Here is a 22204-nt window from a genome sequence, read left to right on the forward strand (position 1 = left end):
GCACAGATTAAGGCAAGGTCGTGTAGTGGGCCGCAAGTGCCATAAATGCGTTTAAGCCCGGATCTTGGCCGGTTTCTTCGGCGATGATTTTGCTGACCGCGGGTGCGATGGTGGCCGCTAGTCGGGCATCAAGAAAGAGTAGACGCGAGCGTCTTGCCAAAACATCCTCGACGTTGCGTGCATATTCGTAGCGTACGGCAAACCGCACCATCGCAGCCGTGAGTCCGCCACCGAGCGCTTGCTCTGCGCCAGGCAGCGCTTGTAGAAAGGAAGCCTCATCGCCGTAGGCCGCTAGACCGGGTGCCTCGTGCATCGAGTGCGTGACAGCTTGTCCTGTTTGTGCACCCACCAACGTAAGGTTTTCGGTCGAGCAGGGCGCTTTCGCGACAAGCAGTTTTGACTCAAAGCAATGTTTGAGTACATCCTCTGCCATCGCTCGGTAGGTGGTCCATTTGCCACCGGTCACCGTGACGAGCTGACTTGGACTGATCAAAACAGTGTGCTCACGACTGATTTTCTTTGTTTGGCCTGAGGCGTCGGTTGGCGGTTTAACCAAAGGACGCAGTCCGACCCAGATGCTTTTGATATCCGCGCGAGTGGGCGGGCGTCGTAAGTATTTTCCTGCTTCGCGCAAAATAAACTCTAGCTCTTCATGAAAGGGCTCTGGCTCTTGGCTCAGGTCATGCCGAGGCGTATCCGTTGTACCGAGTATGACCTTGCCGAGCCAAGGTACTGCAAATATGACGCGACCGTCGCTGGTATGCGGGACGATGAGTGCATGGTCACCTGGAAGGAACTCCTGCTCAACGACAACATGCACACCTTGACTCGGAGCGACGATCGCCTGACTTGCTTCGCCACGTGCCTCGTCATCAAGTCGTCGCACTTCGTCGACCCACACACCTGTTGCATTGACGACGCATGTGGCCTGAATGGTATAGGGCAGACCGGTCTCGATATCCTGAGCCAAAATGCCATTGACGCGATTGTCCGCGTCATGCAGTAACTCAACGGCGCGACAGTAATTCACGAGCGTGGCACCCTGTTGCGCGGCCGTGCGTGCGAGTGCCAGCGCCAGGCGCGCATCATCAAACTGACCATCCCAATATTGAACCGAGCCTTTCAGGCTTTTGGTGTTGAGATTGGGCAGGGCGGTTTGCGTGGCTTTGACACCGTAAAAATGGGTGCGCCCAAGGCTTCGACGCCCAGCCAGCAAGTCATAGAGAAGCAGGCCTGCGCCATAAAAAGGCATTTCCCAGAAGCGATAGCAGGGCATTACAAAGGAGAGTGCTTGTGCGAGGTGTGGCGCATTGTGCAAGAGTGTCGCGCGTTCGTGCAGCGCTTCGTACACAAGAGAGATATTGCCCTGTGCAAGATAGCGCACGCCGCCATGGACAAGTTTGGTCGAGCGAGAGGACGCTCCCTTGGCAAAATCAGCTGCATCGATTAATACGACAGAAAAACCACGCGAAGCAGCGTCCAATGCCAGTCCGAGACCCGTCGCACCACCTCCGATGATCGCAAGATCGTAAGGTGTCGCGCGTTCCAGTCGAGACAGAATCTCTCTGCGCTCGGTTCTCTTTGGCGCAGCCTGTGTGGGCTGTGAAAAAGGATTGGTTTGAGCCGCTGTCATAGTAATAGTTTAATCCTGTGACCAAGACTTGGCACGTTCGACGGCTTGTCGCCAGCGCGCCCGCTTGACAGCTCTTTCAGTCTCAGACCATTGCGGCTCAAAACGCCGATCCTCTTGCCAGAGTGCAGAAATGGCATCGGTGCTTGACCAGAGACCTACAGCCAATCCGCCGATGTAGGCGGCCCCCAGCGCAGTTGTTTCGACAATTTTTGGACGAATAACGGGCACCCCAAGAATATTGGCTTGTATTTGCAAGAGCAGGTTGTTTTTGGATGCCCCGCCATCGACCCGTAATTCCGAGAGGCTCAGGCCTGCATCCTTTTGCATTGCCTCAAACACATCGGCAACTTGAAGTGCGATCGCTTCAAGTGCTGCGCGGGCAATGTGCGCTTTGGTTGTGCCACGCGTCATGCCAATCAACGTGCCGCGCGCGTGACCGTCCCAGTGTGGCGCACCCAGACCCGTGAAGGCGGGCACCAGATACGTATCACCCACGTCAGGGACGCTGAGGGCCAGCGCTTCGACTTCGGCGGCAGTTTGAATGAGGTTTAGACCGTCGCGCAACCACTGGATGGTCGCGCCCCCCATAAATACGGAAGCCTCAAGGCAGTATGTCGTCTGCAATTCGGCTGATTGAGAGATGCCGCGTTGCCAGCCGACGGTCGTTAATAAATGATGACGGCTCGCAACGGGCTCAGAGCCTGTGTTGAGCAGCATAAAGCAACCTGTTCCATAGGTGTTTTTCGCCATCCCGGCTTTAAAACACCCTTGACCAAAAGTCGCAGCCTGCTGATCTCCGATCATCGCTGTAATGGGAATAGCGTGCCCGAGAACAGAAGGACTTGACTGCGCCAGTTGACCGGCGCTTGCCACGATCGTTGGCAAGACTGCGCGCGGAATGTTGAACAAGGTCAGCAGTTCGTCGTCCCAGTCCAGCGTATGCAAGTTAAACAAAAGCGTTCGAGACGCGTTGCTGACATCAGTGATGTGCGAGGCGCCTGCCGTCAGATTCCAGACAAGCCAGCTGTCAACCGTGCCAAAGGCAAGTTCGCCCCGTTCGGCGCGCGCTCTGGCACCGTCAATGTTGTCGAGTAGCCAGGCTAATTTTGTCCCAGAAAAGTAAGCGTCTAGTACTAGCCCTGTCTTGGTCTGAATCAGTTCGGTCAGGCCTTGCTCACGCATCGTGGCACACTGGTCTGCCGTGCGTCGATCTTGCCAGACAATTGCCGGACCAAGAGGCTGACCTGTTTTTCTGTCCCACAGAAGGGTCGTTTCACGCTGGTTGGTGATCGCGATCGCAGCGATGCTGTCCGGGTTTGGGCATCGCTGAATCAGTGTTTTGGCAACCTCAAGTTGAGACGCCCAGATATCGCGTCCATCATGCTCTACCCAACCTGGCTTGGGGAAGTGCTGAGCGTATTCATGCTGCGCTGTGTCCACGAGCGAGCCGCTGGCATCAAAAAGAATTGCCCTCGAGCTTGTGGTTCCTTGATCAAGTGCAAGAATGTATTGCATCATTATCAGGCCCTATGAGTATTAAGTGGGAAACTTATGATCAAGCGGATCAGTCAGACCCAGCTCAGAAAATCCCTTGGCCCGAAGTAAACACGAATCACACTGCTTGCACGGCGCACCCACCGGACTCGGATCGTAACAGCTGGATGTTTCAGCAAAATCTACCCCTAGCTCCATGCCGCGTCGAATGATGTCGGCTTTGGTCATTTTGACCAGTGGCGCGCGAATCTTGAGGCGCTGATGACCTTCGACACCGGCTTTAGTGGCGAGGTTGCTCAAGTGCTCAAAGGCCTCGATGTATTCGGGACGACAGTCAGGGTAGCCGCTGTAGTCCATGGCATTGACACCCACAAAAATATCCTGGGCGCCAAGCACCTCTGCCCAACCCAGAGCCAAACTCAAAAAAATCGTATTGCGAGCGGGCACATAGGTGATAGGAATGCTCGTACTGATATCTTCAACAGAATGTCCTTTGGGCACAGGAATATCAGCGGTCAGTGCAGACCCGCCAAAACTGCGTAAATCTAAATCAAGGATAACGTGTTTGGATACGCCGCGAGCTTTGGCAAACGCCGTCGCTTTTTCAAGCTCGACCGAGTGACGTTGTCCGTAGCGAAAGCTCAGGGCAAACACCTCGTAACCCTCGTTTTGCGCGATCGCGAGCACGGTGGTCGAGTCCAGACCACCGCTTAGCAAGCACACTGCTCTTTTTGTCATGGCGAGTCTCGACATTACTTAGCGGTAGGCATGACGAACTCAGCACCCTTGCCGATGGTTTCGGGCCAGCGCTGCATGATGGACTTTTGCTTGGTGTAGAAACGTACGCCTTCTTCGCCGTAGGCATGCATGTCACCAAACAAGCTCTTTTTCCAACCACCAAAACCATGCCAGGCCATCGGCACGGGAATCGGCACATTGATGCCGACCATCCCGACCTGAATGCGACGACCAAACTCGCGTGCGACGTTGCCGTCACGGGTGTAGCAGGATACGCCATTGCCGAACTAATGGGCATTGATGAGGTCAACGGCTTGAGCAAAATCCTTGACGCGTACGCAGCCCAGAACAGGTCCGAAAATCTCTTCTTTATAAATGCGCATTTCTGGTGTGACATGATCAAACAGTGAGCCGCCGGTGAAAAAGCCTTGCTCGTGACCTGGAACCTTGTGGCCACGACCGTCCACCACCAGTTTGGCGCCTTCTTTGACGCCGATGTCGATGTAACCCTCGATCCGTTCGAGTGCCTGACGCGTCACGATTGGACCCATTTCAGCGTCGAGTTCAAGTCCATTTTTGATTTTGAGTTTCTTCGCGCGCTCGGCGAGCAAAGGGACAATCTTGTCAGCGACATCGCCGACCAAAACTGCGACAGAAATCGCCATGCAGCGTTCGCCAGCAGAGCCGTAGGCCGCACCAATCAAGCCATCAACCGCTTGCTCGATGTCTGCATCGGGCATCACGACCATATGGTTTTTCGCGCCACCAAGGGCCTGTACACGTTTGCCGAGATCGGCGCCACGCTGATAGATGTATTGCGCGATCGGTGTGGAGCCTACAAAGCTGATGGCTTTGACATCAGGGTGCTCAAGCAAACCATCGACCGCGACCTTGTCGCCCTGAACAACGTTAAACACGCCATCAGGCAGGCCTGCTTTTTTAAATAACTCGGCCATGAAAATCGAAGCCGAAGGATCGCGTTCGCTAGGTTTGAGCACAAAACAATTGCCAGCCGCAATCGCAACGGGGAACATCCAGCAAGGCACCATACAGGGGAAGTTAAACGGCGTAATGCCGGCAACAACGCCGAGCGGCTGGCGCAAGGTCCAGTTGTCGATGCCGGTCGAGACCTGGTCCGTGAAGTCGCCTTTGAGCAATTGGGGCATGCCGCAAGCGAACTCGACAATATCAATGCCGCGCATGACTTCACCCTGAGCGTCGGTAAAGACCTTGCCATGCTCTTGCGTGATGATGGAGGCGAGCTCGTCTTTGTGGGCGTTGAGCAATGCCAAAAAGTTGTTCATGATGCGTGCCCGGCGAATCGGGGGCGTGTCCGACCAGTCGGGAAAAGCGGCTTTTGCGCTCGCAACAGCCTCATGGACGGTCTCCAGACTTGCCAGCTCAACCCTGCGGGTAGCTTGGCCTGTCGCGGGATTAAAGACATCCTGGCTCCGGGCACCAGGGTGAGTGACGGCTTTGCCGTGAATCCACTGTGAGACAACAGCGGCGATGGCGGGCATTGGAGGCTGCTTGGACATGCATGTTCCTTTAGCGTAGGCGATGAATCAATCCTCCATTGTAAGATGGCTAGGCACGGTCTGAGGCCGATATTGGTTGCTTTTCTTGATCTTGGTTAAACTTTCACTTTCCCTAGGAGTATTACCCCCATTATGAGTCAGCCCCTGTCAGGTAAAGTTGCTTTAGTCACTGGAGCCGCACGCGGCATTGGTCGCGCGTGTGCCCTGAAATTGGCCTCCGCCGGTTGCGACATTATTGCCAACTACTACAACAGCTCTGATGAAGCCGAGGCTGTATGTGCCGAGGTCCGTGCCATGGGCAGACGGGCGATCGCCATTCAGGCAAGTGTTGGCGTGCCAGACAGCGTGACCGAAATGTTTGAGATCATCACCAAAGAGTTCGGTCACCTCGATATCGTCATCAGCAATGCTGCCTCGGGGGTACTCAAACCGGCGATGGATATGACGCTCAAGCACTTTCGTTGGTGTCTCGAGACCAACGCCTTCGCCGTCAATTTGTTGGCGCAGCACGCTGCCCCGTTGATGAAAAACGGCGGTCGTATTGTGGCAATGTCTAGCCTCGGTGCTCAGCGGGCAATGCCCCATTACGGTTTTATTGGTGCGTCCAAGGCTGCACTCGAGTCCCTTGTGCGGACGTTAGCCCAAGAGCTCGGCCCACGCGGGATTCGCGTCAACACCGTCTCTGCTGGTGTGGTCGATACAGATGCTTTGAGCCATTTTCCCAACCGTGATCAGGTTTTGTCTGAGTTTGCCGCGCGTACTCCAGCGGGTCCGAGCCTTTTGCCCGCTAATGTGGCAGATGCGGTTTATTTGCTCTGTTTGCCAGAGGCCGCTTGGGTCAATGGACATACCTTGGTCGTCGACGGCGGTTTCGCCATTTCGGGTTAAAAATCATGACGTTTAAATCAGGCTTAGCGGGCAAAGTTGCCATCGTGACAGGCGGCTCTCGCGGAATTGGTCGTGCGATTGTTGAAACGCTCGCAGGCGAGGGCGTCAATGTGACTTTTTTTTACAAAGGCAACCAAACCGCTGCTGAAGAAGTAGTTGCGGCTGTGACCGCCGCGGGCGGGCAGGCGACGGCCATGCAAGTCGATGTGAGTGATGCTGCGGCTTGTGCGGCGGCGGTTGAGTCCATCGGCGACCGGTGCGAGCGCATTGATATTCTGATCAATAACGCGGGAATTGTGCGCGATAACTTGATGGCTGCGATGGAGGATGACGAGATTGCGTCGGTCCTAAACACCAACGTCGGCGGCGTGTTTAATGTGGCACGTCCAGTGATTCCTTACATGATGTCTCAGCGTGCAGGACGGATTGTGAACCTTTCTTCCGTTGCAGGAGCCAAGGCAGGTCGCGGTCAAGCGAATTATGCCGCGAGCAAGGGCGCTGTGGATGCGCTGACCCGGGCCATGGCTGTCGAACTGGCGCCTCGCAAAATCTTGGTTAATGCTGTCGCCCCAGGCGTGATTGAGACAGAAATGTCCCAACAAGTCCGTGATTTGGCCGCAGACGAGGTCAAGGGCAACATTCTGTTAAAGCGCTATGGTGCAGCTCAGGATGTTGCGAATGCAGTAGCATTTTTAGTCTCAGACATGGCTGGTTACGTCACCGGACAGATTCTGTATGTGGATGGCGGTTTTAAAATGGGCTGAAGCTGAGGATCTGGCTCCTGCTTCAGTAGTCTCACGAGGCGGGATTTCCCTATAGATGGGTTAAAATAGCTCGCGTTGACATACACGGAGTAAATCATGGCTGAAGCAGTCATCTCTAAAGAAGAAATCATGGCGGTCTTTCCGACCGTTCAAAAAACGATGGCCGATGCATTGGGCTGCGACGTTGACGATATCAAGCTTGATGTTTCTCTGATCGAGGGTTTGGACGCTGAGTCGATCGACTTTCTGGATATGGTGTTCCGGCTTGAGCGCGCCTTCAAAATCAAGGTTCCACGTGGCAAGATTATCGAAGATGTGCGTGGCGACATGCCCGTGTCCGAGTTCGAAGAAAATGGCATTCTGACTGAAAAAGGTCTGGCGCGTTTACGCGAGTATTTGTCCGAAATCGACGCCTCGCGTTTTAAGACCCCTATGCGCGTCGATCACATCGCCCGCCTGTACACGCCCGAAACCTTCTGCAAGCTCGTGATCCGCGCTCAGCGTGAATCACAAGCCGCTGGCTGAAATGGTTGAGTCTATGGCGCAGGCCTCCGAGGCCTCGCCAAATGATGGCTTAGATCGCTCGGGCCGTTTTGCTGCGTTCTCATTTGTTGATCGCATCACTCTCATCGAAGGGACGACACGTGTGTGTGGTCTCTACACCATCCCGGCGGGGATCTCTCACTTTCCAGTGAGCCTAGTCGCAGAGGCGATTGGACAGCTTGCTGCTTGGGTTGCGATGTCCATGGTTGACTTTTCGCATCGTCCTGTCGCGGCACTTGCCGGTGACACGCGCATGCACCGTTTGCCTTGTACGGGCGACACACTGGAGTTGATCGTTGATATCGAGTCCTGCGATGCGGAGTCCATCCAATATCGCGGGCGCGCTTTGATTGCGGGTCAGTTGGTCTTAGAATTGAGCGATACGCTGGGCTCAATGCTTGACATTGGCGAGTTCGATGCTCCCGAGGCCTTACGTGCTGATTTTTCCTTATTGACGGCCTCAGGTCGAGCGCCCGGTGCTTTTAAAGGTGTGCCACCTCCGGTGCTTGAGGATATTTCAGGCCAGGACAAGCAGCGATTCGAAGCTCGGTTGCATGTACCAGTACAGGCTGATTTTTTTCTTGATCACTTCCCGCGCCGCCCAGTTTTCCCCGCTACGTTGATGCTCGATGCGCAGCTGCAGCTCGCACACCGACTGGCCGAAATACAGGCGGGTGGTCCCGTTCGAGTGCAGCGTATCACCAATGTCAAGGTCCGTGCATTTACTGCGCCCGGTGCAACGCTCGTGCTTTTTGCTGAGTGCGCCGAACCGAGCCAAACTGATGTAGAACCTATTTTGATTAAGGTCGGCGCTCAGGCTGAGGGCCGCACCATTGCAGGTGCCAAGATGTTTTTTGTGCCTGACACCGGAGAATCCGCATGACCGCACGACGTCGCGTAGCGATTACTGGTATTGGACTTGTCACACCCGCGGGTCTTGATGTTGCCTCAACGTGGGCACGCATCAAAACCGCCAAGGGGTGCGCGGGTCCGATCACTATTTTTGACGCTTCTGGTTTTTCTACACGAATTGCCGCTGAGGTCAAAGGTTTCGATGACCTACCACCGCTTGATGATCGCAAGTTACTGAAATACGCGAGCCGAGCGCATCGCTTCGCGATTGGAGCCGCAGATCAGGCAATGCTTGACGCGGGTATTCGTCCCACCCATCAGGATGCTACGCGTTGGGGGTGTGTGGTCGGCGCAGGCATGATGACCGTAGCGCACGAAGAAATCGCTGCTATTCAGCGTACTGCCGCGCCCCAAGGCGAATTTGAGCCTTCCGCAATCTTGGCAGAGCCTGTTGCTAATGATGTGATGGCCTTTAGTCGTAGCCTTTCTACCGCAGGTGTGTCTTTGTTGCTGCGTCGTTTCGGTATACGTGGTTATTCTTCAACGGTCCACACCGCGTGCGCATCCGGTGGCCAAGCCATTGGTACGGCTTTGCGGCTGATCCGCAGAGGTGTGGCTGACCGGGTGTTAACCGGTGGCTTTGACTCCATGATCTCGCCCGTTGGCTTGTCCGGGTTTTGTCTGTTGTCTGCCGTCTCTCCAGATAACGATGCTCCAGAGCGTGCCAGTCGCCCTTTTGATCTGACCCGCAATGGTTTTGTTTTGGGCGAAGGCGCGGGCTTTCTCGTGCTCGAAGAATGGAATAGCGCCGTGGAGCGCGGTGCCACGATTTATGCCGAGTTGGCAGGTGATGGCAATTCACTCTCTTCCTACCGTATTACGGACTCCCATCCCTCGGGTGATGGTCCGATTCAGGCCATGCGCCGTGCTATTTACGATGCAGGCGCGACTGAAAACGATATCGCTTATCTCAATGCACACGGCACCTCTACACCAATGAATGACCGCAGTGAGTGCGCGGCGGTTCATGCCGTCTTTGGTGAGCGCGCCATGCAAGTGGGCGTAAGTTCGACCAAAAGTGTGACCGGCCACCTCATCGCAGCGGCAGGTGCCGTCGAGGCGGGTTTTTGCGCTTTGGCGATCCGAGATAGCATGATGCCACCGAGCGCCAATCTGCGCGAGCTCGATCCCGATTGCGCGGTCGATATTGTGCGAGATGTGCCACGGCCTGCGCGCATCGGTATGGCGCTTTCTAATTCACTTGGCTTTGGTGGCAGTAATAGTTGTCTGGCCTTTAGGCATCCCGAAGAAACCGCAGCACTGATCGCTGCAGGACGGTAATCGTTATGACCCGGATCGTTATCACTGGAAATAGTGCTATTTGTGGCGCGGGCCAAGACCCCTCCAGCATCGTGGATGCCCTGCTTGAGGGTCATTCGGCCCTTGCGCCCATTGCGGGCTGGGATGTGCAAACTTGGGTCGGCAAGCTCGCGGCCGAAGTCAAAGATTACAACGGTGGCAAACTGTTAGGTGATCGCAAGCTGCTCAAACTAGTGCGACGTTCTGATGTGTTTGGCATTTACGCGGGTACACAGGCGATTGAACAAGCAGGGTTGCCGGCTTGGCGTGAAACGCTCAGTGAGGCCGCGGCAAATGCCTACGCCGATCAGACAGGCTGTTATGTGGGCTCTGGGGGCGGTGCCTTCGAGGTCAATTACGATTTCTTCCCCTTGATGGCTGAGACTGGCGGGAGTTTGCCTAAGTTCGGTCAAGAACTATCCAGCATGGTCAATCCCATGTGGTTGTTACGTTCCTTGCCAAATAACGTGTTGTGTCACGTGAGCATCCGTAATCAACTCAAAGGCCCCAATGGCTGTATCACCAATCACACGACCAGTGGTGTGCTTGCTGTGATTGAGAGCGCCTGGGCCTTGCGTGAGGGCGATGCACAACGCGTCGTTGCGATTGGACACGATGCACCGATCGAGCCACAAACACTCCTTTATTTGGACAAGGTAGGTTTGATCTCTGATGATTTGCTTCGTCCTTTTGATGAACGTCACAATGGCTGCTTGCTTGGCGAAGGTGCTGCCTCATTGGTTCTCGAAACAGAGGCTTCTGCGCGTGAGCGCGGCGCAACAGTCTTGGGTGAGTACTTAGGTGGCGGCGATGCCTCAGAGGGCGAAGGCATTTTTAATGTGCGTGAGGATGGTGATGGACTGAGTCGTGCCATCGAATGTGCTTTAGCCGATGCAGGCCTCAAGCCTGCCGATGTCGGGATGATCGTCGCGCACGCCAATGGAACACAGGGTTCGGATGGTTCGGAGGCCGCTGCATTATTGCGTGTCTTTGGGGCTGATATGCCTCCCGTCACCGGTTTTAAGTGGTCGATTGGCCACTTGTTTGCGGCTTCGGGTGCTATTGACGTCGCTCTGGGTCTCGAGGCTTGTCGACGTAACATCGTGCCAGGTATCGCAACACTCGACCAACTCGCCCCGAGTTGCGCAGGCCTCAATGTCAGCAAACAAAATCGTCCTGCACGCAGTGATGTTGTGTTGGTGCTCTGTAGAGGTTTTGCAGGCACGAACGCTGCCGTTCTGATGCGTGCCGCTCGCTAACCTTGAATGACGTGACCCACGCTCATTCCTCAGCGGCTGGCTTGCCTGAGGGAGATGCATTGCCCAGCGGCTGCGCCGTTGATACAGTGGAGATTGCGCGTATTGAGCGTTTGATCAATGCGATGCCCGGCGAGCTCACTAAGCTTTTCTCGTTGCGTGAAATTGCAGACGCAGGCCAAGGCCCCGGTCGCGTGGCGAGCTTGGCGGCAAGGTTTGCTGCAAAAGAAGCCTGCCTCAAACTATTCCCACGTGAGACAGCGCTCAATACCATCACTGCGATGGATTTCTCAGTCGTCAAAGATGAGTATGGCGCACCTCACATTGCTGTGACACCCGCAGCGGAAATAGTGTTGGGTTTGCACCTTGTTGAAAAAATTAAAATCTCGCTCACACATAGTGAGACAACCGCAACAGCAGTCGCTTTACGGATCCAACGATCAATCAAGCCCTCTTGGGGTGGATGCTTCATTTTTAAATGGCTCCCCTATCGACGTAAAGTCATTTTAGAAAACCTGAACCGGGTTTATGGTGCCAATGTTGATGCTGCCCACATTACCCTGCTCGCGCAAGCTCACTACGGGCATTTACTGTCTTTGCTCAAAGAGTTGCTTCAGTTTCGGTTTTTATCTGAAGCACGCAAAAAATCAATCGTGCGCGTCGAAGGCGTGGACGGCATGATCGAGGCGTTTGAGGCCGGCAAGGGTATTTTGATCCTGACGGGACACTTTGGTAATTTTGAAGTCTCGACCGTCGCCGGTATTGAGCATTTTCCGCAAGTCAAAGGTCGTATCCATTTTTTGCGGCGACCGATTAAGCCTAAGTGGTTGAGCGATCTCCTGACGCGACGGTTTAATCAGGCAGGTTTCGGGGTGGTCGGTCGACGCGGCTCGCTTGAGGAAATCATTTCAACCATCGAGGCAGGCGATGCGATTGTGTTTCCTTTTGATCAATACGCACGTCGGCCAGAAGGCATCGAAGTGGAGTTTTTTGGGCAGGCGGTAGGGACCTACAAAAGCATGGCCGTGATTGCTTTGGCAACGGGCGCGCCCGTTATTCCTGCGGCCTCGTGGCGTGAGGCTGATGGCACGCATGTCTTGAAATTCTTTCCTGCGCTTGAGCCTGTATTAGATGAAGATGTCGGTCAGGAAATCATCAAGAACACTCGAGCGTATAACCAAGCGCTCGAGCGTTCGATCGTGATGCACCCTGAGCAATGGTGGTGGGTGCATCGGCGTTGGAAAAGTCAAAAGCCAAAAAATAAATAACGTAGGCGTTACTGACCCTGTTGGTGCTTGTCATAAACGTAACCACCTAAAACGCCGACTGCAGCACCGCCAATCGCTCCCCAGATTGGGTTTCCACCTGCGATCGCGGTAATGCCGGCGCCAGCAACAGCTCCGATCGCGCCGCCTGAGAGTTCACGTTGTTGAGTCGTATTCATGTTTGAACAGCCAGTTAAAGACAAAGCCGCAACCAGAGGAAGGGCGAGTAGTATTTTTTTCATCGTAAAGCTCCTGGATAGCTGAATTCAAAAGATATTGTGCTCAAAGGCCCGAGAAAATCAGCCTTTCTTGCAGGGCAAGATTTCAGACAGATAGCGCAAAATCGTATCGGAGGCCGACATTTGATTGAATTTAGGGTTGGATGCGGACCACTTTACAAAGCCGTTGATGTAGTCTTGGCGGGTATTTTTGGATTCAGCCGCACAAATGAAAGCAGGGGCTTTTTGGGGATGACGTGTAATCAAATACGTTTCGAATACACCTTGTCCGAAACCATGGCAAAAATTCTGCGCAGCAACGTCAGTGGTTTTGTTGCACAGGGCGACAATGTCCTGCGTGGTTGTTGACGCACGGGGAACTTGGGCGAGGGCGGGAGCCGTCGCGCTCAACAACGCGACACAAGCGCCTGCAGCAGCAAAGGTAAGTTTCATAAAGTTCTCCGAAAGTCTGGTGGCGATTGGTATTGTTTGCAACTTATATGGAAAAAACAACTCTCAAAGAGTTAAACTCCATCTGTACATTTTACAAAGATTAACAAATTTAAGGGTAAACATCATGTTTAGACAAATTTCAAAAGTTGCATTGACCTTCATGGTGGCTTTAGGTTTGGTAGCTTGTGCACCCACAGGTCCAAGCGCGCCGATGGAAATCCGTTCTGGCGTGATCGAGCAAATCAACGCCACACAAATCAAAAGCAACCACGAAACAGGTGTTGGCGCCGTCATCGGTGGTTTGGGTGGTTTAGGCGTTGGTGCTTTGATTGGCGCTGGCACGGGTAAAGCGGTGGCCATGGTGCTGGGCGCCATTGGTGGTGCTGTTGCTGGCAATGAAATTCAAAAGCATTATGACAAGCCCGTCGCCGGACAGCAGATTTTTGTTCGTACAAGCGGCGGTGTATTGGTCAGCGTGACCCAAGCTACGAGTAACCTGCGTGTTGGTCAAAAAGTTTACATTGAGGGTTCGGGTACAGACGCCCGCGTCATCGGACAATAACGAGATCTTTATAATAAAAAACGCTGCAACATATTGATATTGCAGCGTTTTTTACTTTCATCTGGTCTTGAATGCTAAAACTTTAAGTCGAAATTAAGCCTTTTTGATCCAAGCATTGCACCAGCCAGGGCCGGCGACCAATTTATTTGGGAAAATTGAACAGGTGCCTGCTTCGGCGGATTTACTAGCGTAGAGTTGGCAGTTTGAGCAGACTTGGCCATCCGCGTATTTGGACCACTTAGCCTTGTCAACGGTCTTGGCATCGGCTTTGTAGCCCAAAGCGACGGCAGTAGGCTCGGCCTCGCCTAGCATTGCTTGGGCTTGTGCCTGGGTTGCCATCGTGAGTGAGGCTAGACCCGCTGTTGAGTAAATCATAAATTGGCGGCGTGATGATTGCATGTCCGTTTCCTATAAGAGGTTGCATCCCATCGATGCGAATCTTATTTTATCCTCCATCCGTTCTGCTAGAGTATGAATAGTCTGTCCTCACTAAGGGGTTAGCTCAGTCTTTCGCTGCCAACCTGGCCGTCAACGTTCCCTTGACCCCACGGGCGGTGTTCCTTACATTGTAGGATTAGCCTTGCACCTAGGCACTATCACTGAAGAGTCCATTTGATGATCTATATTACTGAAACGATTGACCAGCTGAATCAACGTTTGGCACGCGGTGAAATCACGCGGGAGGCGCTTGTTGCAGGCGCTCTAGAAAAAGCAAATCAACCTGCGGCTAAAAGCGTCTTTACAAAAATGTATCCTGAGGCAGCGCTTGCTGCTGCGCGGGCTGCCGATGCGGCTCACAAAGCTGGGATTGCTCAGCCAGCGCTAGCCGGCTTGCCTGTCTCCATCAAAGACTTGTACGGAGTTGCGGGTGAAACCACGATGGCAGGCTCTGTCGTGTGCAAGGGTGAGCCTGCTCAGACACGGGACGCACCCGTCGTGGCACGGCTGCGTGCGGCCGGTTCGGCGATTGTGGGTAAAACAAACATGACCGAGTTTGCGTTCTCAGGCATCGGTATCAACCCCCACTATGGCACACCGGTTAATCCTACGGATCAAACGATTGCGCGCGTACCGGGAGGCTCCTCTTCTGGCGCGGGCGTGTCGGTGGCATTAGGGCTCTCGGTTGCCGGTCTTGGCTCTGATACGGGTGGGTCTATTCGGATTCCAGCAGCGCTGTGCGGAATCGTTGGTTTTAAGAGTACGCAAAAGCGTGTGCCACTTGAGGGGGCGCTCGAGCTCTCCCGTGCGCTTGATACGGTTTGCGCGATGACACGTAGTGTTCAGGATTGCATCACGGTTGATGCAGTCCTTTCTGGCGCGATGTTGCCTGTGCAACGTCGGCCAATCGCAGGTATGCGGCTAGCCGTTCCACAAACGATGGTACTCGATGGTTTGGACAATACTGTCGCGCAGGCCTTTGACCGTTCTTTATCGATTTTGTCAGAAGCCGGAGCGCAGATTATTGAGATCCCGATGACAGAGTTCGCGGATATTCCCAAAGTCAACGCACCTGGTGGTCTCTCGCCTATCGAAGCTTATGCAGTGCATCATGAGCGTTTGGCGCGCGCGCAGGCTCAGTTTGATCAGCGTGTGGCCGCGCGCGTCATGATGGGTGCCGCGATTAGCGCGCAACAATATATCGCCATTCTCGACAAGCGCCGCGCCTGGATCGCCAGTGTCGAGCGCGCCATCGAGGGCTATGACGCCCTGATGTGCCCAACGGTACCGACGGTCGCGCCCGAGCTTGAAAAACTGATTGCCTCCGATGAGGCCTTCTTTAAAGCCAATGGGCAGATGCTGCGTAATACCTTCACCATCAACTTGCTGGACGGCTGCTCTTATAGTTTGCCCTGTCATCGCGAGGGTGAGCTGGCAGTGGGCTTGATGCTGTCCTCCGTGCATGGGGACGATGCGCGTTTGTCAGCTGTCGCGTTGGCGGTCGAAGACGCTTTGCGTGCCCACCGATGAAAGTCCCTCAAAGGCTCAAGCCCCTAGTCGAAGAGGGGTTAGTCGATGAAGTGTTGAGTCAATTGATGAGTGGCAAGGAAGCGACCGTGTATGTCGTTCGCAGCGGCGACTCTATTCGCTGTGCCAAGGTTTACAAGGACGCGAAACAGCGCAGCTTTAAAAATGCGGTGTCTTATACCGAAGGCCGTAAAGTTAAAAACAGTCGTCAGGCGCGTGCGATGGAAAAAGGCACACGCTATGGACGACAGATGCAAGAAGAGCTCTGGCAAAACGCAGAAGTGGATGCCTTGTTTCGTCTCGCCAATGCCGGCGTACGCGTGCCACAACCCTATATTTGTACGGATGGTGTGTTGCTCATGGAGCTTGTCACCGATGCGCAAGGTGATGTAGCGCCAAGGCTCAACGATGTCGAGCTCTCACCAGAGCGCGCACGAGAGTGTCACGCCTACCTGATTAATCAGGTTGTTCGGATGTTGTGCGCGGGGATCATCCATGGTGACTTGTCCGAATACAATATTTTGATGGCAACTGACGGTCCCGTCATCATCGATCTCCCGCAAGCTGTTGATGCAGCTGGCAATAACGAAGCGCGGCCGATGTTGCTGCGAGACGTTCAAAATCTCGCGGTTTATTTTGGGCAGTTTGCCCCCGAATTACTCACCAGCGATTTTGGTAAAGAAATCTGGAAACTCTACGAGGCGGGAGAATTGACGCCAGAGTATGCGTTGACAGGACATTTTGAGGCCGATACGACGCCTGTCGACATGGATGGGCTGATGCACGAAATCGAAGAAACCCGTCGCGAGCAGGAGGCCTTACTCAGACGCTTGCAGGAGCGTCAAGAGTAATCCCAGCCGCACCCCCTCTGCGCCGTCGGTGAAGTGTCTCGGCGTGGCTATAATTAATCATCCTATATTCAACCCTTTTACACCTTCCATGACAGCGAACACATCTCTGGTTTTCAAAGCGACGCGCTCATCACATCCCCGCTCGGTTGCCGAGCGCGAGGAGATTCTGGCGAATCCTGGCTTTGGTAAATACTTTACGGATCACATGGTCTCGATTGACTGGACTGTCGAGGATGGATGGTATGACCCGCAGGTCAAGCCCTATGGCCCATTGACGCTGGATCCCGCCGCATCCGTGCTGCACTATGCGCAAGAGATTTTCGAGGGCATGAAGGCTTATCGTCATGCCGATGGCTCCGTGTGGACCTTCCGCCCAGAGGTGAATGCGGCTCGGATGCAGCGTTCCGCGTATCGGCTCGCTTTGCCTGAGCTACCCACCGACTTGTTTCTTGAGTCGATCAAGCAAATCGTCGCGATTGACCATACGTGGGTACCGTCCGCACCTGATATGAGTTTGTATTTGCGGCCCTTTATGATCGCAAACGAAAACTTTCTTGGCGTTCGCGCTGCGCAGAAAGCGGCGTATTTCGTGATTGCGAGTCCAGTTGGCCCTTATTTTGTAAAAGGCGTTGCACCTGTGTCGATCTGGCTAGTCGAAGATTACTCTCGAGCGGCCCATGGCGGCACGGGAGCGGCGAAGTGTGGTGGTAATTACTCTGCCTCTCTGCTGCCACAAAAAGAAGCCTATGAAAATGGCTGTTCGCAAGTCTTGTTTTTAGATTCCCAAGAAGGAAAATACCTCGAAGAGCTCGGCGGTATGAATGTGTTTTTGGTGAAAAAAGACGGTACGTTGGTCACGCCTGATTTGACGGGCAGCATCTTGGAGGGCGTCACGCGCGCTAGCATTATCCAGCTTGCCAAAGACCGTGGCCACAAGGTCGAAGAGCGCAAAATCTCCATTGACGAGTGGCGTCAGGGTATGGCGTCTGGTGACTACGTTGAGGCGTTTGCCTGTGGCACAGCCGCAGTTGTGGCACCAATTGCCGCCCTGAAAGGGCGCGGTTTTATCGCTGGTGATGAGTCTGCGCCTGCCGGTAAGTTGACGATGTCCTTGCGTCAAGAACTCACTGATATTCAGTACGGACGGCAGCCTGATCGCCACGGTTGGCTTAAGCGCTTAGTTTAGACGAATGGGCTTTTTCAGGTCTTCGCGTGCTGTCAGCTTTTTAGCGATTCTTTTCGGGGGCGCCCTATTTGTCTGGCCCGCCCTCTGGAATGGCTATCCGTTGCTCTATAGCGATACCCACGTCTTTATCAACCAGCCCACGCCAGGGTTCTTCAACTGGGATAAGCCGTTTATTTACGGCCCCTGGATGTTGCCGTTCCACGCCTGGCAATCGCTTTGGGGTGTGGTCCTTGTTCAAGGGATTTTGATCTCCAATCTTGTTTGGTTGACCCAACAGGTGTTCGGGGTTGCTAGACCTCTTCGTCACCTGCTGTTATGCGGAGTGTTGTCGCTCCTGACAGGTGCTTCTTGGTTCGTTTCATTGCTGATGCCAGACATTTTTTCTGGCATGGTGGTGCTCAGCATTTTTATTTTGGGATTTTCCAAACAGCTCAGTAAGTCCATGACCGTCTGGGTCAGTTTGCTCGGGGCCTTGGCGATCGCTGTGCACCTTTCTCATCTGGTGATTGCAGCGGCGTGTTTGTGCGTTGTTTTGGTATTCAGATGGCGACGTTTTCTATACGCAGTATTACCACTCGTGATTGCCTTGTTTTCGCTTGTCGGTACCACGATGTACGCCTTTAACAAAGTTGCCGTATCGCCTTTCGGTTCGGTGTTCATGTTGGCACGTATGTCCGCGGACGGGAATGTCAAAAGTGTGTTGGAAAAGTACTGCCCCGAGAAAAGCTGGACCTTGTGCGCCTGGACGGATCGTTTAGCCAAAGACAGTGATTCGTTTATGTGGGATCCAAAGGGCCCGGTGTGGAGTCATCCAGGAGGTCCGATTGGCTTGGCACCTGAGGCCTCTGAAATCGTTGCCCTGACACTGCGTACCCGGCCTATGCCGCTTCTGTGGTCCGCCCTTCAAAATACGGTGATGCAGCTCTCGATGGTCAAGCTTGGCGATACCATTCATTCTGATTGGCTTGATGTGACAGTTTTAAAAAGCGTTGAGAAATTTTTCCCTCCCGCCGAACTTGAGCGTTATAAAAAAGCACATCAAGTTCAGGAAACCATGCTTGAGAAAGTTTCTTTTGTGAGTACTGTGGGCACCTACGCAGTATTGTTGGGTTTCTTGCTTAGCCTGTACTTGCTTTACCGAGCAGTGCAGGCGCGCGATTGGACTGCGCTTGGTTTTATTTTACTGATCTGGGTCGGAGTGTTAGCCAACGCCTTTGCGACGGGTGCCTTGTCCAAACCGCACTACCGGTATCAGACACGCATCGCTTGGCTATTAGTCTTGCCAATTCTATTGCAAAATGTGATCAGGACTCAGCCCAGCCAAGCTTCTTCGATGCATCTCATTTAAAATCACTTCAAAATTCTTACAAAATAGTTCGCTGTCAAAGAGCTGAGTTGTGTGTCGGTTTCGAGCAATTTTATTCTTGATCAGCTGTAATTTTTCTTTGTCATGAGCAAGCTCAATGGCGCAATTTACAAATTCATCGCTTGTATTTGTAATGAGTTCTGGAAGATCAATCGAGGTTAGAACACTCGCACACATTCTGCTTACAAAAGATTGGCCCATGAGAGTCAAAACAGGAAGACCTGCCCAGAGTGCATCACTGGCTATGGTGCCGGCGTTATAAGGCAGAGTGTCCAAGAATAGATCGGCAATCCGAAAGCGAGCTAAGTATTCAGCGCGAGGCAGTTGAGCGCAAAAGAAAATTTTAGATGGGTCCACACCTCTTTTGTTTGCTTCATTTTTGAGATTTTTCTCAATCTCGATGTGGCTTGAATGCAAGAGCAGTGAGCTGCCTTCAGTTGAGTTTAAAATTCTCATCCAACAATCGAAGGTCGATGGCGTTAACTTATAGTTATTATTAAAACAACAAAATATAAATCCTGTTTCTGGCAATCCAAACTCTTTGCGGCTAAAAATACGATCAGAGATGATTCGTTTGCTGTCATTAACTTGATAGCTAGGCAGATAAGCAATTTTTTCTGAATAAAAATCCCTGTATTGCTCAGGTATTAACGTCTTATCTGCAAGGATATAGTCTACGTAGGGCGCTCCAGTCGTCCCTAGATAGCCAATATATGAAATTTGAAGGGGGGCGGCTCGATATGAAAATATACCTAGTCGATTGTCTTTCGTAAATCCACCTAGATCAATGGCAATATCAATTTCCATCTTTCTTGCGATCGCTGCAGCGGCTTCGTCTGTTGATTGACCTATCTCGATGAAATGATCACATGCCGAAGAGATGCGTTGTGTCATCGAATCCTGACTCGGCATAGCGACTGAAAATACAATAATTTCGAAATTATTTTTGTTAATTTTCTCAAACAGCTCTGCAGTTAAATAAGCGACAGCATGCTCCCGTAAGTCAGCTGAAAAGAAGCCCAGTCTAATTTTCTGATGGTTTTTATATGGACTAATAGGGCCAAGGGTGTTTCGCAAAGGAATCACATTGCGTACTTCATGCTCAGCAGATTTTTTTTGTAATGACAAAGAGTCTATGACTGACAGTAATACGAAAGGATTGGTTAGGCATTCTTCACGTTCTATGAATCCTAAAAAAACTTGACGTAATTTTTCAAATTCATTCCAGTCGCAACGATGCATTTTGGAATGTAAAAGCGAGCCGATCAATTTTTTTATTGATGGATCAATGGACAGGGACTTCTCAAAGTCACTTGTTGCTATTTGATATCTATCTGTTAATTGGGCGAGACTTCCGCGATTGGCATAGGCTTGTGCCAATAATGGATTGAGTTTGATTGCGTGATCAAAATCTTTATTTGCAAGCTCATAAAGTTTAAGTTTCATGAATGCTATGCCTCTGTTATTAAAGGCCTCAGCATAATCAGGTTTGATTTGAATGGCTTGAGCGTGATGCTGAATCGCCTCTTCATGCCTAACGAGGTCACTGAGCACAATTCCTTTGCCATTAATTGCTTCGGCGAAATGAGGATTCAGCCGGATCGCAATATCTAAACTGTCTATCGCTTCGTCATACTTTTTCAACTCTCTCAAAACATTGCCGCGATTGTTATGAGCCTCAGCGTATTCTGGTGCCAGTTTAATGATGGTGTCATAACTTTCTAATGCCTCAGTCCACCGATTCATTTTCTGTAAGACATTGCCACGATTAAGATGCGCTGCTACGTCTTGGCTATTAATTTTTATGGCCTTGTTGAAAACAATCAGTGCTTCATCTAATTTATTCAAGTCCTCAAGGACCATGCCAAGATTGCTATAGGCACTTGAGTCGCGTGGATCCAATTCAATAGCTCGGCTAATAAGTTTGGCGGCTTCGTCAAGGCGCTGGCTTTGAAAGGCAATAATTCCTAGATGATGAATTGCATCAGAAAACTTTGGGTCTAGTGAAAGCGCTTGGCGATAATGCTTTTCAGCGGACGCATTTTGCCCATTTTGATGCATAGCGAGTCCAAGTTCAAATGCTTTTATAGCCTTTGCGTTTGGTCGGTATGCACTTTGGCCCATGTCGTTATGCCTAATAAGAATAGAAATATTTTTTATTTGCGAAGAGTATGTATTTTATTCTTGCTTGATTTTGGCTTTTTGAATCAGCGCGTCATACATTTTTAGCTCACGGCTAATAATCGCGGAAAATTGTTCAGGAGAGTTGCCAACCAAATCGTTCCCACCCTTGGTTTGCAGTGCCTGAACGACTTCAGGATCCTTGACCGCCTGTACAACTGCGTCATTCAATTTTTGGATAATGGCATTGTCGGTCTTTGCTGGCGCAAACAAGCCCACGAACTGCGTCACGTCAAAATCTTTAAAGCCGGCTTCGGCCATGGTTGGGACATCAGGAAGCGAGCTTGCCCGCTTGGGGCCGGAAACGGCGAAAGCACGTAGGCGATTGTCCTTGATCAGAGGGGAGGCCGTTAAAACCGTATCAAACGTAAAAGTCAGTTGACCACCCAAAAGATCGACCAATGCGGGCGCACTGCCCTTATAGGGTGCATGGTTGAACTGAGTATTGCTCAACATTGCAAACATTTCGCCAGCCAGATGACCGCCGCCGCCAATGCCTGTCGATCCATAGCTGAGCTTGCCAGGTTGGTTGCGCGCTTGCGTCACAATATCCTGAATACTTTTAATTGACGAGGCTGTTGGCACAACTAAGACATATTGAAAAGTCAGTACTTGGCTAATTGGACGCAAATCTTTGACCGGGTCGTAAGGAACCTTGGCATAAAGCACGGGATTAATCACAATCGGTCCGCTTGCGGCGAGGAGCAGCGTATAGCCATCAGGTGCCGCTTTAACGACCACGTCTGTGCCGATGCCTCCATTGGCACCACCACGGTTTTCAACCACAACGGCCACATTCAAAATATCGGACATTTTCTTGGCAAGTACGCGTCCGGTGATGTCGGCATTGCCGCCCGCAGGGTAGGGCACGACTATTTTGATAGGTTTGTTGGGATAAGACTGTGCGACAGCCACGCTGGCGATGAAGGTCGTTGCGATCGCTGCAAGGCATTGAATAATTTTCATGATGTCTCCATGGGTTGGCGTTTACCGATCAAGCTAGGCTTAACCATTAGATAGCTTGACCAGACGCATGTAAAGACATGCATGATATAACAATTGGTTTGCGTAAAAAAACCCGTTAAAAAGTGC

The 22204-nt window shown here is 52.4% G+C and carries 20 protein-coding genes and 1 pseudogene; 12 read left to right on the forward strand and 9 right to left on the reverse strand.

Features of this window, described 5'->3' with window-relative positions; translation table 11 throughout:
* Window positions 1–7 precede the first annotated feature (7 nt).
* The 4 genes and pseudogenes from AC8GE9_RS16445 to AC8GE9_RS16460 all read right to left on the reverse strand — a co-directional run bounded on the left by AC8GE9_RS16445 (window position 8) and on the right by AC8GE9_RS16460 (window position 5385).
* Entirely contained in the window at window positions 8–1633 is a 1626-nt protein-coding gene (locus AC8GE9_RS16445) for a glycerol-3-phosphate dehydrogenase/oxidase (RefSeq protein ID WP_506678243.1), read from the reverse strand.
* A gap of 9 nt (window positions 1634–1642) precedes the next feature.
* Window positions 1643–3157, reverse strand: coding sequence for a glycerol kinase GlpK (gene glpK, locus AC8GE9_RS16450; RefSeq protein WP_506678285.1), 1515 nt, complete (start codon window positions 3155–3157; stop codon window positions 1643–1645).
* A gap of 12 nt (window positions 3158–3169) precedes the next feature.
* Entirely contained in the window at window positions 3170–3865 is a 696-nt protein-coding gene (queC, locus tag AC8GE9_RS16455; RefSeq protein WP_506678244.1) for a 7-cyano-7-deazaguanine synthase QueC, read from the reverse strand.
* Window positions 3866–3879: 14 nt separating this feature from the next.
* Window positions 3880–5385, reverse strand: a pseudogene (locus AC8GE9_RS16460) (CoA-acylating methylmalonate-semialdehyde dehydrogenase).
* Between the two features lie 150 nt (window positions 5386–5535).
* On the opposite strand from AC8GE9_RS16460, the gene fabL reads away from it, so the two are divergent.
* The 7 genes from fabL (at window position 5536) to AC8GE9_RS16495 (ending at window position 12333) form a co-directional block, all read left to right on the forward strand.
* Complete coding sequence (gene fabL / locus AC8GE9_RS16465) at window positions 5536–6291, forward strand: enoyl-[acyl-carrier-protein] reductase FabL (RefSeq protein ID WP_506678245.1); 756 nt, start codon at window positions 5536–5538, stop codon at window positions 6289–6291.
* A gap of 5 nt (window positions 6292–6296) precedes the next feature.
* Window positions 6297–7055: a 3-oxoacyl-ACP reductase family protein gene (locus tag AC8GE9_RS16470; protein ID WP_506678246.1), complete on the forward strand. Its 759-nt coding sequence runs from the start codon at window positions 6297–6299 to the stop codon at window positions 7053–7055.
* 96 nt (window positions 7056–7151) lie between these two features.
* Window positions 7152–7580, forward strand: a complete 429-nt coding sequence (locus AC8GE9_RS16475; protein WP_312852488.1) for an acyl carrier protein — start codon at window positions 7152–7154, stop codon at window positions 7578–7580.
* Window positions 7558–8481, forward strand: coding sequence for an ApeI family dehydratase (locus AC8GE9_RS16480; RefSeq protein ID WP_506678247.1), 924 nt, complete (start codon window positions 7558–7560; stop codon window positions 8479–8481). The genes AC8GE9_RS16475 and AC8GE9_RS16480 overlap by 23 nt, the downstream gene beginning before the upstream one ends.
* Window positions 8478–9791, forward strand: coding sequence for a beta-ketoacyl-[acyl-carrier-protein] synthase family protein (locus AC8GE9_RS16485; RefSeq protein WP_506678248.1), 1314 nt, complete (start codon window positions 8478–8480; stop codon window positions 9789–9791). The genes AC8GE9_RS16480 and AC8GE9_RS16485 overlap by 4 nt, the downstream gene beginning before the upstream one ends.
* 5 nt (window positions 9792–9796) lie before the next feature.
* Window positions 9797–11068: a beta-ketoacyl-[acyl-carrier-protein] synthase family protein gene (locus AC8GE9_RS16490; RefSeq protein WP_506678249.1), complete on the forward strand. Its 1272-nt coding sequence runs from the start codon at window positions 9797–9799 to the stop codon at window positions 11066–11068.
* Window positions 11069–11079: 11 nt separating this feature from the next.
* Window positions 11080–12333, forward strand: a complete 1254-nt coding sequence (locus AC8GE9_RS16495; protein ID WP_506678250.1) for an LpxL/LpxP family acyltransferase — start codon at window positions 11080–11082, stop codon at window positions 12331–12333.
* Between the two features lie 8 nt (window positions 12334–12341).
* On the opposite strand, the gene AC8GE9_RS16500 is transcribed toward AC8GE9_RS16495, so the two are convergent.
* Both AC8GE9_RS16500 and AC8GE9_RS16505 read right to left on the reverse strand, forming a co-directional pair.
* Window positions 12342–12572 carry a YMGG-like glycine zipper-containing protein gene (locus AC8GE9_RS16500; protein ID WP_506678251.1) on the reverse strand — a complete coding sequence of 77 codons (231 nt, stop codon included), beginning with the start codon at window positions 12570–12572 and terminating at the stop codon, window positions 12342–12344.
* Window positions 12573–12629: 57 nt separating this feature from the next.
* Window positions 12630–13001: a Rap1a/Tai family immunity protein gene (locus AC8GE9_RS16505; protein ID WP_506678252.1), complete on the reverse strand. Its 372-nt coding sequence runs from the start codon at window positions 12999–13001 to the stop codon at window positions 12630–12632.
* Window positions 13002–13125: 124 nt separating this feature from the next.
* On the opposite strand from AC8GE9_RS16505, the gene AC8GE9_RS16510 reads away from it, so the two are divergent.
* Window positions 13126–13563 (forward strand): glycine zipper 2TM domain-containing protein, encoded by a 438-nt coding sequence (locus AC8GE9_RS16510; protein WP_506678253.1) that lies wholly within the window; start codon window positions 13126–13128, stop codon window positions 13561–13563.
* A 93-nt stretch (window positions 13564–13656) separates the two neighbouring features.
* On the opposite strand, the gene AC8GE9_RS16515 is transcribed toward AC8GE9_RS16510, so the two are convergent.
* Entirely contained in the window at window positions 13657–13962 is a 306-nt protein-coding gene (locus tag AC8GE9_RS16515; protein ID WP_506678254.1) for a high-potential iron-sulfur protein, read from the reverse strand.
* A 216-nt stretch (window positions 13963–14178) separates the two neighbouring features.
* Between AC8GE9_RS16515 and AC8GE9_RS16520 the strand changes: the two genes are divergently transcribed.
* The 4 genes from AC8GE9_RS16520 to AC8GE9_RS16535 all read left to right on the forward strand — a co-directional run bounded on the left by AC8GE9_RS16520 (window position 14179) and on the right by AC8GE9_RS16535 (window position 18913).
* The gene (locus AC8GE9_RS16520) at window positions 14179–15531 is read left to right on the forward strand and encodes an amidase (protein ID WP_506678255.1); all 1353 of its coding nucleotides are present in this window, start codon (window positions 14179–14181) and stop codon (window positions 15529–15531) included.
* On the forward strand, window positions 15528–16379 hold the full coding sequence (locus tag AC8GE9_RS16525; RefSeq protein WP_506678256.1) for a PA4780 family RIO1-like protein kinase: 852 nt from the start codon (window positions 15528–15530) through the stop codon (window positions 16377–16379). The genes AC8GE9_RS16520 and AC8GE9_RS16525 overlap by 4 nt, the downstream gene beginning before the upstream one ends.
* An 88-nt stretch (window positions 16380–16467) precedes the next feature.
* Window positions 16468–17565, forward strand: a complete 1098-nt coding sequence (locus AC8GE9_RS16530) for a branched-chain amino acid aminotransferase (RefSeq protein ID WP_506678258.1) — start codon at window positions 16468–16470, stop codon at window positions 17563–17565.
* 4 nt (window positions 17566–17569) lie between these two features.
* Entirely contained in the window at window positions 17570–18913 is a 1344-nt protein-coding gene (locus AC8GE9_RS16535; protein WP_506678259.1) for a hypothetical protein, read from the forward strand.
* Here AC8GE9_RS16535 and AC8GE9_RS16540 read toward each other — a convergent pair.
* Both AC8GE9_RS16540 and AC8GE9_RS16545 read right to left on the reverse strand, forming a co-directional pair.
* Window positions 18854–21055 (reverse strand): O-linked N-acetylglucosamine transferase family protein, encoded by a 2202-nt coding sequence (locus tag AC8GE9_RS16540; protein WP_506678260.1) that lies wholly within the window; start codon window positions 21053–21055, stop codon window positions 18854–18856. The genes AC8GE9_RS16535 and AC8GE9_RS16540 overlap by 60 nt on opposite strands.
* 54 nt (window positions 21056–21109) lie before the next feature.
* Complete coding sequence (locus AC8GE9_RS16545; RefSeq protein ID WP_506678261.1) at window positions 21110–22078, reverse strand: Bug family tripartite tricarboxylate transporter substrate binding protein; 969 nt, start codon at window positions 22076–22078, stop codon at window positions 21110–21112.
* Window positions 22079–22204: the final 126 nt, after the last annotated feature.

Origin of the sequence: Zwartia lucis, assembly GCF_965234455.1 — a bacterium.
Lineage (GTDB): Bacteria > Pseudomonadota > Gammaproteobacteria > Burkholderiales > Burkholderiaceae_B > Zwartia > Zwartia lucis.